Origin of the sequence: Streptomyces sp. MI02-7b, assembly GCF_033793585.1 — a bacterium.
Lineage (GTDB): Bacteria > Actinomycetota > Actinomycetes > Streptomycetales > Streptomycetaceae > Actinacidiphila.
In genome coordinates this window covers 299,860-314,864 of record NZ_JARAWX010000002.1, presented here as the reverse complement: position 1 = coordinate 314,864, position 15,005 = coordinate 299,860, and the positions used below count along the sequence as shown (strand labels likewise).

Sequence of the window (15,005 nt, the reverse complement as noted above, 5' to 3'; positions counted from 1 at the left end):
CCCGCGGCCTCCCGGCGGGCATCCGGGTGAGGCGGCGGCGGTACGCGGCGTGTCCTCTCCGGCCCGTTCGCGCATATGGGCTGATGTTCCTTTATGCAGTCAAGGCATGCGGCCACGGGCTCGCACCACGGAACCCGCGGGTCGCGCCAGGGGTCGGACGGGCCGCAGCGCCACATCAAGGGCGCGCACCGGGCCGTGCGCCGGTCCCGCCGCACGACGACCGTCCTGGTCGCCGGTACCGGAGCGATGGGTTTCGTCGCCCTGACGGCGTGGGGCGTGCACCGTGCCGTCGTCCACTCCCCCTCGCCGCCCGTCCTGTACGCCCGCCCGGCCCCGACCCCGCAGGTAGAGCCGTTCCCCAATCTCACCGACCGCGTCACGATGCACCGGGTCCCGGCCTACCCCGCCGCGGAACCGCGCATCGTCACCCGGGCCTCCTGGGGGGCGGACGAGTCGCTGCGCCACGAGGCGCCCCACTACGGCCACGCGGTGGAAGCGGTCTTCCTGCACCACACGGACAGCGGCAACGGCTACGCCTGCAAGGACGTGCCCCGCATCATCCGGAACATCTACACCGGCCATGTGCGCGGCAAGCACTGGGACGACGTGGCCTACAACTTCTTCGTCGACAAGTGCGGCACGATCTACGAGGGCCGGGCCGGCGGCCTGGGCAAGCCGGTGACCGGCGCGCACGCGGTCGGCTTCAACCAGGACACCATCGGTGTCGCGGCGGTCGGCACCTTCGACGCCCCCGGCAGCGTGACGCACGCGCTGACCGACGGCATCGCCCGGCTCGCGGCCTGGAAGCTCGGGATCTCCGGCATCGACCCCCGTTCCAAGGTCACCTTGGTGTCCAGCAACGACAAGAGCCGCTTCCGCAAGGGGAAGCGCGCGGTCTTCCACGTCATCGCCGGTCACCGGGACGCCTTCATGACCGACTGCCCCGGCAACGCCCTGTACGCCGCCCTTCCGGCGATCCGGGCCGAGGCGGCCCGGCTGCAGGGCCGGCCGCTGGCGCGCAAGGGCTGACCCGGTACTACGACTGGAGCCGCGCGGAGGTGAGCGCCAGCAGCGCGACGTCGTCGCCGACCACACCCGCGTAGCCGGTCAGATCCTCCCAGACCGCGTCGACCACGTCGCGCGGCGAGGGGTGGGCTCCCAGGGCCAGGCGCGCGGCGAGCCGGCCGGCGAGCGGGTAGAAGACCCCGGACGCGTTCCTGGCCTCCGTCACACCGTCGGTGTAGGCCAGGATCATGTCACCCGGCCGCAGTTCCACCTCCACCGTCACGGGCCGCGGCAGGCCCGGCAGTCCGGTGCCCAGGGGCGGCGCGGGATCGGCCCTCAGCTCCTCCACCGCGCCGTCGCGCAGCAGCAGGGCGGGCGGGTGCCCGTGGCAGGCGAGCCGCACCGCCGCTCCGCCGGCGGGGAACTCCAGCAGCAACGCGGTCGCGAACAGCTCGCCGTTCGCGTCGGCGTCCAGCAGCAGACGCCGCTCCAGGCGCCCGGCGACGCTCCTCAGGTCCGGCTGGTCGAGCGCCGCCTCGCGGAAGGCGCCGAGAAGGGAGGCGACCGTCGACACCGCGGCGAGTCCGTGGCCCTGCACATCGGCGATCAGCGCCCGCACACCGTGGGGTCCGTCCCGCACGTCGAACAGGTCGCCGCCCACCAGGGTGCCGCGCTGCGCCGCCCGGTACAGCGCCGCGCAGCGCACCGCACCGACCTGGGGCGGCACGGGTGCCAGTACGGCGTTCTGGGCGGCCTCGGCGACCGAGCCCACCTCCACCAACCGCCCCCGGAAGCGGCGGCCCACCCCCGCGATCACCACGCTGAGGACACCGATCAGCACGATGGCGCCCTGTTCGGCGCCGAAGAGCGTGCCCGAGCCGACGACCGGGAGCGCCATCACCACGACCACAGCGACCGCGGTGACGGCCGTGCCCAGCACCCCGTAGGTGAGGGCGGCCAGCGGGGAGACCGCCGCGTAGTACGCGTCCAGTTCCACGTGGCCCGGAGTGACGCCCTGCGCCACGATCAGCGCGGCCAGCAGGACGACCGGCAGCAGCCGCAACCACTGGGGCGGCGTGGTGATCTGCAGCGTGGCGATCTGCGGCGTGCCGTCCTCCGCGGGAACCTTCCCCATACAGGCACGGTAACCGCGGACGGCCGCGCCCGCCGGGTCAGTGGGCGGCCGCCGCCTCGGCCGCGACGAGGTCCGGGTGGTGACGCCGCGCGACCTCCGGGTGGGCGCGCAGCCACCCCTTGAGCTCGTTGCGTCCGTACTCGGCGAACAGCGGATTGGCCGGGTCCTGGGTGGCGCCCGGGGCGTGGTGGGCGTGCGCGAAGGGCAGCGGGGCGATCCGCGCGTCGAGCCGCGGGTTGTAGAAGAAGGGGACGGAGAAGCGCTCGCGCGCTCCGGGCGGGCTGACGACGCGGTGGTTGGTGGCCTTGAGCCAGCCGTCGGTGGCGACTTCCAGGAGCTCGCCGAGGTTGACGACGAAGGCGCCGGGCAACGGCGGGACGTCGTGGAAGCGGCCGTCGGCACGCTCCACCTGGAGGCCGCCGACCTCGTCCTGCAGTAGCAGGGTCAGAAAACCGTAGTCCTTGTGCGCGCCGACGCCCTGGCCGTCGCCGGTGGGAGCGGTGCCGGGGTAGCGGACCAGCTTCAGGTGCAGGTGCGGTTCGTCGGCGAAGGCGTCGTCGTAGAAGTCCTCGGGGGCACCGATGGAGGCCAGCAGTTCGCGCAGCAGGCGGTGCGCGACGCCGCTGAGCCGGTCGATCCAGCGCAGGGAGCGCTCGCGCAGTTCGGGAAGACCGGCGGGCCACTGGTTGGGGCCTTCGAGCCACCAGTACGGCGGTTCGCCAGGTGCGGGGACGTGCCGGGGCCGCTCGGCGCCGACGTCGAGCTGGTCGCGCCAGTCCCGGCTGCCGCCGGTGCGCTCGTCGCCGATACGGGTGTAGCCGCGGAAGTGCGGGGAGTTGAGGTTGCCGAGGGCGAGCCGGTCCGCCTCGGGGAGGGCGAAGAACGCGCGGATCACGCGCATCAGGGCGGCTGTCTCCTCGGCGGTGACGCCGTGGCCGGTCAGCTGGAAGAAGCCGACGTCGTGGGCGGCGGCGTGCAGGTCGCGGTGGAGCCGGGCGCGGGCCTCGGGGCCGCGGTCGGCGGCCGACAGGTCGATCACGGGGAGCTGGAGCGTCATGTGTCTTTCCGCAGGGTGTGGCCCGGCAGCGACGGCGGTGGCCGAACGCTCCGCGCGGGGCCCTGTCGGGGCGGTGGCGCGGGGCCGGGTGAAGGGAGGGAGACGAGTGGCGGGGCTCAGCCGCTGCGGCGACAGGACATGCTCGTGACGCGGACGAAGTCCACGTGTCGGCGGCGCACGAGCAGAAGCATGGGCCAAGAGTACTGCTCCGCGTGACGACGCTCCGTGACCCGTGTCACCTGCACCCATGACCAGGGTCCCGCGCACGTGGGGCGACGCCATGGTCCGGGCGCGCGGCGGCGGACACGATGTGGCGGCAACCGACCCCGACGTGCCCTGGAGGCACCATGCGCCCCTGGAGAGGCCTCACCAGAGGTGTCCCGAAGAGCGTTCCCCTGCTGGCCGCCGCGACCCTCCTGCTGGGCACCGCGGCGGTGCCCGCGGAAGCGCGGACCGCGACCGCCGGCCACTGCGCACGGCTGGACCGGGTGGTGGTTCCCGGCGCCGCCCTCGCGCAGCGCGCGTGCCTTCCGGACCTGACGACCACCGGCCTGGCCGGCACCCCGTACACCGACACCGCCGACCAGGCGGGGCTGTCCGCCGCGGGCACCGTGCGCCCCTCGGGCGTACCGGGCGTCCAGGTCGACGGCTACTTCCCGGACAGCTCGCACTTCAACACCACGCACGGCTGGAACCACGACGCGCAGTTCGTGCTCCGGATGCCCGACCGCTGGAACGGCGGCCTGATCGTCACGGGCGCGCCGGGCACCCGCAAGCAGTACTCGCTCGACGTGCTCATCTCCGACTGGGCGGTCGCGCAGGGCTACGCATTCGCCGCGACCGACAAGGGCAACAGCGGCCCGGACTTCTACACCGACGGCCGTCGTCCGGGCGACGCGATCGCCGAGTGGAACCGGCGCACGACCCAGCTCACCGTGGCGGCCAAGGCCGCCGTCGCCGGCCGGTACGGCCACGCGCCGCGGCGCACGTACATGACCGGCATCTCCAACGGCGGCTACCTCACCCGCTGGCAGCTGGAGAACCATCCGGCGCTGTACGACGGCGGCGTGGACTGGGAGGGCACGCTCTGGACCGCGGACGGGCCCAACCTGCTGACGTCGCTGCCGGTGACGGTGGCCCGCGCGCAGGGCCGGGCGGGCGACGCGGACCTGCTCGCGGCGGGCTTCGCGCCGGGCTCGGAATTCCTGTGGCCGTACCACCAGCAGGCGTACTGGGGCATTACGCAGAAGACGTACCGGGCCGAGTTCGACCCCTCCTACGACCCCGCATGCCCGGGGGCGAGCGCCGGAGCGACCGTCCCCGAGATCCTGGCGCCCTGCGCCTCGGACGCGGACTACGACTACGCCGCGCGGCCGGCGGCCGTGCACCGCGCCGTCGCCCGGGTCGCGCTCACGGGCCGGATCGGCAAACCGATGATCACCCTCCACGGCACCCTGGACACGCTCCTGCCGATCGCCGCGGACTCCGACGTGTACGACCGCATGATCGACGGCGCCGGACGCGGCCGTCTGCACCGCTACTACCGGGTGGCGGACGGCAACCACGTGGACGGCCTGTACGACAGCCATCCGGACCGGCTGCGGCCGGTCCTGCCCTGCTACCGCGAGGCCCTGGGCGCGCTGACGGCCTGGGTGGAACACGGGCGCACCCCGCCCGGTGACCGGACGGTCCCGCGTCCGGCGGGCGGCGACGTGGTCAACTCCTGCGCGCTGGGCTGATCAGACCCGCTCCAGCCGGCGGTGCGGCCCCTCGGGCAGCTCGACGCCGACCCGGTCACCGGGCCGCACCTCGCCGCCGGTCAGCACGACGCCCATGATGCCGCCCTTGCGGACGACCCTGCCCCGCTCGTCACGGCCGACGACCTGGCTCAGCAGCCCGCTGCGGAACCCGTCGATCTGCAGGCACGGGTTGCGCAGTCCGGTGACCTCGACGACCGCCTCGCCGCCCAGCCGCAGGCGGGTGCCGACGGGCAGGCCGAGCAGGTCGATGCCGCGGGTCGTGACGTTCTCGCCGAGCTCGCCGGGGGCGACCTCGTACCCCGCCGCGCGCAGTTCGTCGTGCAGTTCGCCGTGGATCAGGTGGACCTGACGCAGGTTCGGCTGCGTCGGGTCCCGGGCCACCCTGGAGCGGTGCTGCACCGTCACCCCGAGGTGCGCGTCGCCCTCGACCCCGAGCCCGGCCAGCAGGCGGATGCTCTCGCGCGTCGGCTTGCTGAAGTGGTGTCCCTCGTCGCGGCTGACGGCGACGACAGTGCCGGTGGCGGTGACGGTCACGGGACGCGCTCCCTTCGTCCGGGCTACTGGATCAGCCTAGCCTCCTTATTTATTGAGACTTCAAGGAAATGCACCTACGCTGGCTTCATGCCTGTTCGCCGTCTCAACCACGCCGTGCTCTACATCCGTGACGTCGCCCGGTCCGTCGAGTTCTACACCGACGTGTTCGGCTTCGAGGTCGACGTGGAGATCCCCGGCCGCGCCGCCTTCCTGAGCGCTCGGGACACCCTCAACGACCACGACCTGGGGCTGTTCGCGATCGGCCCGGACGCGCCGGGCCCCGAGCAGGGCCGGGTCGGGCTCTACCACCTCGCCTGGGAGGTGGGCACCCTCGGCGAACTCGCCGACACCGCCCGCGCGCTGACCGGACGCGGCGCGCTCGTCGGCGCCAGCGACCACGTGGTGTCCAAGTCCCTGTACGCCAAGGACCCGGACGGCAACGAGTTCGAGATCATGTGGCGCGTCCCCCGCGAGGACTGGCCCGCCGCCCAGGAAGCCGCCGGCCCCCTCCCCCTCGACCTCCAGGCCGCCCTCGACCGCTGGGGCCCCGACCTCGCGACGGGAGCCGCGGCGGGCTCCGTGACCTGACGCGCGGGAGTCAGTCGAGGACGACGGTCACCCCGCGCCTCCTCAGGAGGTGCACGATGTCCTCGAAGTAGCCGAGTTCTCCGGCCGGGCCGGACACGACGTCCGCCAGCGCCTCGCGGGCGACGGCGGCGTCGTGCCAGATCAACGTGAAGGGCGGCGTCACGCCGAACCCGCCGGTCAGGCAGTCGTCGAGGGCATCGCCTCCCCAGCCGTAGTAGCCGCCCGGCCCGACGATCGCCTCGGCCATCGCGCAGTGCAGCCCCGGAACGTCGGTCACATGCCGCCCGTCCAGGTGATGGACTCCGCCCGACCGGTCCGGTTCCCCGCCGACGTAACCGCCGAGGGTCAGCCGCAGCCACGCGTTCCTGCCCTCATTGCCGTAGCGGGCCCATTGGTTGGGGATCGCCGGCACTCCTCGGTACCAGGTCTCCCAGACCGGACGCGCGAGCAGTGGAGGGCGGTCCTGGCCGCCGTCGGCCAGCGTGATGTCGACGAGGGTGCCGCCGAGAACCGACGGCCGTGACCGGGCGATGTCCAGCAGCAGGGGATGGTGGTACATCCTGCGGCCGGCGCGGTCCAGGGCCCACAGTTCCACCCACGTCCCCTGCGATCGACACGGTCGACGCAGGGCGGCGAGCAGGGGCTCTGCGGGCTCGCAACCGAGGAGTTCCATCGGCACGCTCGGCGGACCGTCACGGTCGTCGAACAGGCCGTCCACGCTGAGGCAGGTCCCCACGGGACCGTTGGCGTGCAACTCGAAACGGGGGGCCTTGGGTACCTCGCGGCTCTCCGCGGGGTCCTGTTCGACCGAGGCCCCGACCACGACATCCACCAGCGCAGGGTCGGTCCGCCCGGGCAGACGCGCGATGATCACGGCGTCGGTCAGGGTCAGCCACTGCACCGGCCGCTGCTCGTCCCAGACCTCGACCAGCAGATCGCGGAACAGCCGGCCGGCGCGACCGCCGCCGTCCAGATCGTCGAGCGCTTCACGCAGCGCACCCTCGGGGCGGCACCCCCGCAACGTCAGGATCTCCCGCGGCGGCGGCACCCGGTCGGCGAAGAACCCGTCGACTCCGGCGCACCGCCCCCACAGGCGCTCGACGCCGTCCTCGTCCTCACGGACCAGTAGATGGGTGACCGGGAAGTCCCTGCCCCACCCGATGTGGTCTCCGGCTCGCATTCCGTCCCTTCACCGGGCGCGTGTCCGGTAGGACGCCTGCCTAACGGCCAATCTGCTTGCGGCCGGCACGGCGCAGGCGGCGGCGTTGGGAGGGGTCGAGGGTGAGGTAGGCGGCCGTGGGGACGCCGAGGACGATCAGCAGGGCGATCCAGTTGGGGAGGAACGCCGCAAGGACCCAGAACGCCACCAGGCCGACCGCCAGGCCGCCGACGACGTACTTCGCGCGATTAGACATCTTCCCCGCCTCCGTCCGCGGCAGCGCGCCGCGCTCACAAGGGTGAACGCGGCGCGCGCCGTGGCGGTTCCCGGCCGGAGCGGGGTCAGTCCTCGCCCACCCCGGGGTCTTCCTGGGCCTTCGGCGCTCCCGCGTCGGCCGTCCGCGGGCCGTCCGGCGCGTCCCCGGCGGCGGGGGCCGGGGCAGAGTCGGGGGCCTCGGGCCTGCGTTCCTGGTCGCGGGTGGCCTCGGCGCGCACGAGCGCGCCCAGGGCGGCGTAGATGTCCACGGGCATGGTGCTTCTCCTGCGGTGTTCGTCCTGGTGCGGGGCATGGCGGCAGGCCGCGCGGCGCAGTGCGGAACGGTGCGGTGCGGTGCGGCGGCCGGGCGCTGTCAGCAGCGCAGGACGGCGTGCAGGTGGCCGGGGGGTCCGGCCGGAGAGGTGTGCCGGGCCGGACCCGACAGGGCGGAGGCCACGGGGTCCGGGGCGGCCGCGCCCCTGGCGGCGGCCGAGGCGTGGTTCTGGGGAGCGGCACCGCGGTGCTGGGGACCCGCGTGCGGGGCGGCGCGGCGCGCGACATGCGCCGGGTGGTGGTGCGTCTCCGTGCCCGCCCCGTCGGTGACGGCGGCCACGGCCGCCGTCCGCTCGGGCGGCACCACGGGCACCGGTCCCCACAGGCCGCACAGCGCGTGCAGCAGGCACGCCAGCGCCACGAAGAGCACCGGACGGCCCGCGGGCCGGAACCGGCCAGGAGGTCGCCCTGCGATGTGCGGCATGCGCTGCTCCTCCGGATGCGTACTCCTCCCTCCTTACCGGGCCGGGCGCGCACCCCCGCAGCTCACTAGGCTGATCGACGCACGCGTTCACCCTGCCGACCCAACGCCCGCGGAAGGAACCGCGCATGCAGCCTCTGGAGGGCATCACGGTCGTCGCCCTGGAGCAGGCCGTCGCCGCGCCGTACGCGACCCGGCAATTGGCCGACCTCGGGGCCCGTGTCATCAAGGTGGAGCGGCCCGGCGGGGACTTCGCGCGCGACTACGACCGCACGGTCCGCGGGATGTCCGCGTACTTCGTGTGGTGCAACCGGGGCAAGGAGAGCGTGGTGCTCGATCTCAAGCAGCCGGAGGACCGCGCGCTGCTGGACCGGATCGTCGCCCGCGCCGACGTCTTCGTGCAGAACCTCGCGCCGGGCGCGGCCGGGCGGCTCGGGCTCGCCGCGGAGGCACTGCGCGCCCGCGACCCCCGGCTGATCACCTGCGACATCTCCGGCTACGGGCCGGACGGCCCTTACCGCGACAAGAAGGCGTACGACCTGCTCGTCCAGTGCGAGGCAGGGCTGCTGTCGATCACCGGCGGCCCGGAGGCCCCCGCGCGGCCAGGCATCTCCGTCGCCGACATCGCGGGCGGCATGTACGCGTACGCCGGGATCCTGACCGCCCTGTACGAACGGGAGCGGACGGGCGACGGCACGGCCCTGGAGGTCTCCTTGTTCGACGCGCTCGCCGAATGGATGGGCCACCCCTTGTACTCGCAGGCCTACGGCGGCGAGCCGGTCGCGCGCAGCGGCGCCCGGCATCCGTCGATCTCGCCGTACGGGCCCTACCGCTGCGGCGACGGCGCGGTGGTCTTCCTCAGCGTGCAGAGCGACCGGGAGTGGGTGGCACTGTGCGAACAGGTCCTGCGCCGCCCGGAGCTGACCCGCGACCCGCGCTTCGCCGACAACCCGCTGCGCCGCGCGCACGACGGCGAACTCACCGCGGAGCTGGAGGCGTGCCTGGCCGGGCACACCGCCGACGGCGCGATGGCCCTGCTGGACCGGGCCGGGATCGCCAACGCCCGGCTGCGCACCGTCCCGGAGTTCGCCGACCATCCGCAGCTCGCGGCGCGCTCGCGCTGGCGGCGGTTCGGCTCTCCCGCCGGACCGCTGCACGGACTGCTGCCACCGGTCGGGGTCGCGGGCCGGGAGAGCCCGATGCGGGAAGTGCCGGCCCTCGGCGCTCACACGGAGGCCGTACGGGGGGAGTTCTCCGGTTGACGGTTCCCGCCGCCATCCGGGTGCCGCGCCCGCCCCTGCCGCGGGGATCGCGCGGCACACCCGGTAACCTCGGGCTCGGCACGCTGCCGACCACGCTCGCAGTGGTGCACCGCCCCCTTGGTCCTGACCCGGACGGGGCGGGTCGCCGGGTCGCCGCCGGGGTCCGCCACAGCGGGACCGGGGCACTCGGCAACTCCGGGTCTCACGCCCCCCGGTAGCGGGTGAAGACCGGGAACGCCGCCGCGAGTCCCAGCATCGCCACCACGACCAGCACCCCGCCCGCGGTGACCGCCGTCCGTGACCCGAGTGCCGAACCGGCCGTGCCGTGCAGCAGGTCCGCGACGCGCGGCCCGCCCGCCACGACGACGGTGAAGACGCCCTGCATGCGGCCGCGCATGTCGTCGGTGGCCACCGACTGCAGGATCGCGCTGCGGAACACCATCGAGACCATGTCGGCGAAGCCGGCGAGCGCCAGGAACGCGGTCGCCCACCACAGGCTGCCGCTGAGTCCGAGGCCCGCGATGGCCACGCCCCAGCCCGCCACGGCGATGACGACCATGAGGCCGTGCCGCTTGGCCCGGGAGAAGGTGCCGGAGAACAGACCGCCCACGACCGCGCCGATGGGGATCGCCGCGAAGAGCAGGCCGAGGGAGAGCCCTTCGCCCCAGGGGGCGTAGGTGGTCGCGGCGAGCTGCGGGAACAGGGCGCGCGGCATGCCGAAGACCATCGCGAGGATGTCGGCCACGAACGACAGGAGCAGGATGCGCTGCGCGGTGATGTAGCGGAAGCCGGCCCCGACCTCGCGCCAGCCGCCGCGCCGGGACACCGCGGCACCGCTCTTGTCCAGCGGGGGCAGGGCGGGCAGCCGGAAGACCGCCCAGACGGTCGCGGTCAGCGCGATGGCGTCCAGGAGGTAGAGGGTCGGCAGGCCGAGGACGGGGATGAGGGCGCCGGCGAGCAGCGGGCCCACCACGAGTCCGGTCTGCATGACGGTCGAGCCGAGGGCCACGGCCGCGGGCAGTTCCTGCGGGGGTACGAGCCGCGCGACGGCGGCGCTGCGCGCGGGCGCGTTCATGCCGGCGCAGGCCTGCTGGGCGGCGAGCAGGACCATGAGCAGCCACACCGAGCCGGCGCCGAGGAAGGCCTGCACCCAGAACAGCAGTGAGGTGACGGCGACGCCGATGTTGGTGACGAGCATCAGCTTGCGGCGGTCCACGCTGTCGGCGACGGCGCCGCCCCACAGGGCGAAGACGACCAGCGGGACGAGGCCGGCGATGCTGGAGTAGCCGACCCACGCGGACGAGCCGGTGATGTCGTAGATCTGCTTGGGAACGGCGACCGCCGTGAGCTGACTGCCCACGGCGGTCACGGTGGTCGAGGTCCACAGGCGGCGGTAGGCGGGGTGCCGCAGGGGCCGGGTGTCCATGAGCCAGCGCCGCATGCCGTTGCGGCGCTCGGGTTCACAGGGTTCGTCGTCGGCGGCGCGGGCCGCGTCCTCTATCGGGGTGGCGGCGGTGTTCTTGGTGCTGTCCACGGGGCCTTTTGCTTCCTTGTACAACTATCGCTGACCCGCCGACCCTACCCGCCTCCGTCACCGCCCGGAATGCGCTGCCCCGGGCAGGCTTCCGGACAGCGGGAGCAAGGCGGACGAGCGGGCGAGGTCGATCGTCACGGCCGGGGTGCTGCCGGGCGGCTCCAGGAGGCCGGCGTCGGTGCCCGCGACGATCAGCGCGAGCCGGTGCCCGGCCGGGACGACGTGGTCGGTGGCGGCCAGGGTGATGGTCGCGGCGTACGCGCGCCCGGGGACGAGGGGCCGGCCGTGGCGGGCGGAGGCGGCGTGCCCGAGGTCGGCCCAGCCGCGGCTGACCACGGTGCGGGTCACGTCGACGGTGTCCGCGGACGTGTCACGGAAGCAGGCGCTGTCGCCGGGGGCGCTCGCACCCCAGCAGGAACGGGTGGCGAGGTCGGTGATGCCTTCCTTGGCGCCGAGGAAGTTCCGGATCGTGGCGGGGCCGAGGTCGACCACGACCGCCGACAGGTGGGCGCTCGTGGTGGACGCGGAGGCGGTGACCGTGACCGTGCCGCTGCCGGACAGGCGCAACGCGCCGGTGAGGGTTCCGGTGCTGAAGACCGTCTTGTCCGGGCCCGCGGTGTCCGCGGCGGCGGCCCAGTCCTCCTCGCCGCGCTGCGGGGCGTCGGTGAAGGCCTCGGTGCTGCCGGGCGCGGCGGGCGTGCGGCCGAGGACCCCGAGGCCGGGTGTCGATCCGGGGCGCAGGCTCAGCCGGGTGGGCTCGGTGCCGGACGGCGGCCAGGCACGGTCGGTGCTCCACTGGTCCGGGGCGCGTTCGATGTCGGCGGCGGGCTCGATCTCGATGCCGTTGCGCACGCCCAGCAGGTAGTGGTCGAACCAGCGGTGCAGGGTCGCAACCCAGGCGTCGCGGCGGTAGTCGAAGGGGTCGACGTGGCCGGTCTGCGACAGCCACACCTTCCGCTCCACGCCGTGGGCCGCGAGCGCCTGCCACCACTGCCCGAAGTGCTTGGTGCGGACGTTGAGGTCCTGCATGCCGTGCACCGCGAGGACGCTGGCGCGTACCTTGCCGGCGTGCCGGGTGTAGTCGCGCTCGCTCCAGAAGGAGGTCCAGTCGCCGCTGCGGGGGGCGCCGTTGACGATCGCCTCCTGCACGGCGGCGCAGCGGGTGCGGGCGCCGGTGCTCTCGACGTAGTCGGAGAGCCAGTCGGGGCCGGAGTCGTACAGGGCCGCGCCCTGCTGGAAGTAGTAGTCGTACCAGGAGCTGATCGCGCTGATCGGGACGATCGTCCGCAGCCCCTTCACCCCGGTCGCCGCGACGCCGTTGGCGATGGTGCCGTCCCAGCTCTTGCCGATCATGCCGACGTCGCCGGTCGACCAGCCCGCCGCGGCGGTCCGGGTGCCGGTGCGCGAGGTGTACGCGGTGGCGCGGCCGCCCAGCCATTCGACGACGGCCTTGGCGGAGCCGATGTCCGAGGGTCCGCCGACGTCGACGCAGCCGTCGGAGCGGTTCGTCCCTGCGAGGTCGACCAGGACCACCGCGTACCCGCGCGGCACGAAGTAGTTGTCGTAGAACAACGGCGCCTGGACCATGCGCCCTTGGGCGTCGTAGGTCTTGGTCTGGCTCTCGTTGCCGCGCCCGCAGCAGGAGTAGTACGGGCTCGCGTCCATGATCACCGGCACCTTGCGGCCCGCGGCGGCGGCCTCCCTCGGACGCACGATGTCGGCGGCCACCCGGTCGGTCCGGCCGTCGCCGTCGCTGTCGCGTCCCGTGTCGACCCACACCGCCTCGCGGATGGCGTCGGCGTACGAGTAGTCGGGCCGGCTGAGGCCGTCACGGACGGTGCCGCCCGAGGCGGCGTACGCGGACGTCGCCGGGAGGAGTACGGCGGCGAGAGCGGCGACGACGGCCGCGACGACGCACATCGCATGGACACGGACACGGGGGACGCACGGCAGGGAGGGCACTCGCGGACGCTAACGCTTGGCAGTGTCATGCCAACAGCAGATTCCCGGCCAACTCCGTTTCGCAACAGGGGCTTTGCCAAGGGACTCCCCCACCGGGGGCGGCGCGCGGAGCCCGCGCGGGACAGCCGTGGCACACGGCCCCGTTCACGCGTTCGGCGTAGCCGAACTGTCCGCCGAACACGCCACGTGATGAGCTGGTCACGCAGCCGGGTCGACGGGTGGACCGCAGGGCCACCCCTCGCAGCGGACCCGGCCACGGCGCGACGGGTGGCACACGCCCCGGGGACCGCAGCCGAATCCCGACTGGCCCCGCGGCTCGGCGGGGCGCGAAAGGAACGCCGGCAATGATCGCTGCCCGCACCACCGGCCTCACGTCCGGCCCCTCCTCCAGCCCTCCCTCCGGCGCCGTGTCCGGCCGCACCCCCCGGCGCACCCTCGTCGCACTGGGCGCCTGCGCCCTGCTGCTCACCGCCTGCGCCGCCCCGCCGCTGGCCTCTCCCGCACCGCGCCCCGCACCGTCCGGCAGCGCCCCGGCGACGGACGGCGGGGCCGCCGCGGCATCGCGGTTGCGCGCCTACTACGGGCAGACTCTGGCGTGGCGGCCCTGCGACCGGGCCGACGGATTCCAGTGCACCACCATGCGCGTGCCCTTGGACTACGCCCATCCCGAGGCCGGCGACATCCTGGTCTCGGCCACCCGCAAGAGGTCCACCGGCGGCGCGCGGCTCGGCTCCCTCCAGCTCAACCCCGGCGGTCCCGGCGCCTCCGCGATGGACTACCTGTGGAAGGCCGCCACGGCGTACTCCTCCTCGGTGCGCGGCGCCTACGACCTCGTCGCGATGGACCCCAGGGGCGTCGGCCACAGCACCCTGGTCGACTGCGGCACGGGCCGGCCGGTCGCCTTCATGCAGTCGCCCGTGCCCCCCACGCCCGACGAGGCGGAGATCGACGCGTGGGACACCATGTACCGGAAGACCGCCGGCGAGTGCGAGCGGCACGTCGCGGGGCTGCTCCCGTACGTCGGGACACCCGACGCCGCCCGGGACATGGACATGCTGCGCTCGCTCCTCGGCGACAGGCGACTGCACTACGCCGGTTTCTCCTACGGCACCTACCTGGGCGCGACCTACGCCGAACTGTTCCCCTCACGGGTGGGCCACGTGGTGCTGGACGGCGCCCTCGACCCCTCCCTCGGCGCGCTCGACACCACGCTCCACCAGGCCCGCGGCTACCAGGTCGCGTGGGAGGCGTTCGCCGCCGACTGCGCGACCCGCCCCGACTGCCCGGTCGGCCGCAGCCTGCCGGGGGCCGCCCGCACGCTGGACACCCTGCGGGCCGTGCTCGACCGGTCGCCGCTCCGGCAGGGCAAGGACGACGAGGTCACGGGCGACGACCTGACCGCCGCGGTCGTGGACGGCCTCCGCTTCCCCGCGTGGGACCGGCTCCGCGACGCCCTGCGCGGAGTGCGCACGGGCGACGCCCACGACCTCCAGGAGATCATCGCCGATGGCCAGGAGACGTCCAAGGAGGGCGACCAGGCGCAGCTCGCGGTCAGTTGCCTGAGCTCCACGATCGGCCCGCGGCTCAGTGCCGTCCGCGCGGCGGCCGCGCTGCCCCGGTTCCTGGGCGCGTCCCCCCAGTTCGGCCGGGCCTTCGCCGACACGCTGGTGATGTGCACGCACTGGCCGGTCCCGTCCCAGCAGCCCGCACGCCCCGTCCACGCCCGGGGTGCCGCCCCGATCCTCGTGATCGGCACCACCCGCGACCCGGCCACCCCGTACCCGCAGTCCGTCGCGCTGGCGCGGCAGTTGGACTCCGGGCGGCTGCTCACGCGCGTCGGCGACGGCCACACCGGCTACCACCGGGGCAACGTCTGCGTCGACAGCGCCGTCGACCGCTTCCTCCTGCACGGCACCCTCCCGCCGGCGGGCACGGTCTGCCGCTGACCCGTGTCCCGTACGCCGCGCGCCGGGGAGGGCGGGCGTCGTCCCGTCCTCCCC

General features: G+C 74.2%; 14 protein-coding genes. 5 read left to right on the top strand and 9 right to left on the bottom strand.

Annotation, left to right across the window (positions count from 1 at the left end; translation table 11 throughout):
* Positions 1-93 precede the first annotated feature (93 nt).
* The gene (locus PV364_RS03635; RefSeq protein WP_319658134.1) at positions 94-1,029 is read left to right on the top strand and encodes a peptidoglycan recognition protein; all 936 of its coding nucleotides are present in this window, start codon (positions 94-96) and stop codon (positions 1,027-1,029) included.
* Between the two features lie 7 nt (positions 1,030-1,036).
* Here the strand turns inward: PV364_RS03635 and PV364_RS03630 are convergent, their stop codons facing one another.
* Together PV364_RS03630 and PV364_RS03625 are read right to left on the bottom strand one after the other, a co-directional pair.
* The gene (locus PV364_RS03630) at positions 1,037-2,140 is read right to left on the bottom strand and encodes a PP2C family protein-serine/threonine phosphatase (RefSeq protein WP_319658133.1); all 1,104 of its coding nucleotides are present in this window, start codon (positions 2,138-2,140) and stop codon (positions 1,037-1,039) included.
* 37 nt (positions 2,141-2,177) lie between these two features.
* On the bottom strand, positions 2,178-3,197 hold the full coding sequence (locus tag PV364_RS03625) for an isopenicillin N synthase family dioxygenase (RefSeq protein WP_319658132.1): 1,020 nt from the start codon (positions 3,195-3,197) through the stop codon (positions 2,178-2,180).
* A gap of 347 nt (positions 3,198-3,544) precedes the next feature.
* On the opposite strand from PV364_RS03625, the gene PV364_RS03620 reads away from it, so the two are divergent.
* Positions 3,545-4,936, top strand: a complete 1,392-nt coding sequence (locus tag PV364_RS03620; RefSeq protein WP_319658130.1) for a tannase/feruloyl esterase family alpha/beta hydrolase — start codon at positions 3,545-3,547, stop codon at positions 4,934-4,936.
* Here PV364_RS03620 and PV364_RS03615 read toward each other — a convergent pair whose 3' ends face one another.
* A complete protein-coding gene (locus PV364_RS03615) occupies positions 4,937-5,491 on the bottom strand; it encodes an MOSC domain-containing protein (protein ID WP_319658129.1) in 555 nt (184 codons plus the stop codon).
* A gap of 87 nt (positions 5,492-5,578) precedes the next feature.
* Here PV364_RS03615 and PV364_RS03610 point away from each other — a divergent pair, with 87 nt between their 5' ends.
* Positions 5,579-6,079 carry a VOC family protein gene (locus tag PV364_RS03610; RefSeq protein ID WP_319658128.1) on the top strand — a complete coding sequence of 167 codons (501 nt, stop codon included), beginning with the start codon at positions 5,579-5,581 and terminating at the stop codon, positions 6,077-6,079.
* A gap of 10 nt (positions 6,080-6,089) precedes the next feature.
* Here PV364_RS03610 and PV364_RS03605 read toward each other — a convergent pair whose 3' ends face one another.
* The 4 genes from PV364_RS03605 to PV364_RS03590 form a co-directional block, all read right to left on the bottom strand.
* Positions 6,090-7,259, bottom strand: a complete 1,170-nt coding sequence (locus PV364_RS03605; protein WP_319658127.1) for a barstar family protein — start codon at positions 7,257-7,259, stop codon at positions 6,090-6,092.
* A 40-nt stretch (positions 7,260-7,299) separates the two neighbouring features.
* A complete protein-coding gene (locus tag PV364_RS03600; RefSeq protein WP_319658126.1) occupies positions 7,300-7,494 on the bottom strand; it encodes a hypothetical protein in 195 nt (64 codons plus the stop codon).
* An 85-nt stretch (positions 7,495-7,579) separates the two neighbouring features.
* Positions 7,580-7,768: a hypothetical protein gene (locus PV364_RS03595; RefSeq protein ID WP_319658125.1), complete on the bottom strand. Its 189-nt coding sequence runs from the start codon at positions 7,766-7,768 to the stop codon at positions 7,580-7,582.
* A 98-nt stretch (positions 7,769-7,866) separates the two neighbouring features.
* Complete coding sequence (locus PV364_RS03590) at positions 7,867-8,250, bottom strand: hypothetical protein (RefSeq protein ID WP_319658124.1); 384 nt, start codon at positions 8,248-8,250, stop codon at positions 7,867-7,869.
* Positions 8,251-8,375: 125 nt separating this feature from the next.
* On the opposite strand from PV364_RS03590, the gene PV364_RS03585 reads away from it, so the two are divergent.
* The gene (locus tag PV364_RS03585) at positions 8,376-9,509 is read left to right on the top strand and encodes a CaiB/BaiF CoA-transferase family protein (protein WP_319658123.1); all 1,134 of its coding nucleotides are present in this window, start codon (positions 8,376-8,378) and stop codon (positions 9,507-9,509) included.
* 202 nt (positions 9,510-9,711) lie between these two features.
* Here the strand turns inward: PV364_RS03585 and PV364_RS03580 are convergent, their stop codons facing one another.
* On the bottom strand, positions 9,712-11,010 hold the full coding sequence (locus tag PV364_RS03580) for an MFS transporter (RefSeq protein WP_401974418.1): 1,299 nt from the start codon (positions 11,008-11,010) through the stop codon (positions 9,712-9,714).
* A 90-nt stretch (positions 11,011-11,100) separates the two neighbouring features.
* Positions 11,101-12,963: a Xaa-Pro dipeptidyl-peptidase gene (locus tag PV364_RS03575; protein ID WP_319658349.1), complete on the bottom strand. Its 1,863-nt coding sequence runs from the start codon at positions 12,961-12,963 to the stop codon at positions 11,101-11,103.
* A gap of 386 nt (positions 12,964-13,349) precedes the next feature.
* On the opposite strand from PV364_RS03575, the gene PV364_RS03570 reads away from it, so the two are divergent.
* Entirely contained in the window at positions 13,350-14,951 is a 1,602-nt protein-coding gene (locus PV364_RS03570) for an alpha/beta hydrolase (RefSeq protein WP_319658121.1), read from the top strand.
* Positions 14,952-15,005: the final 54 nt, after the last annotated feature.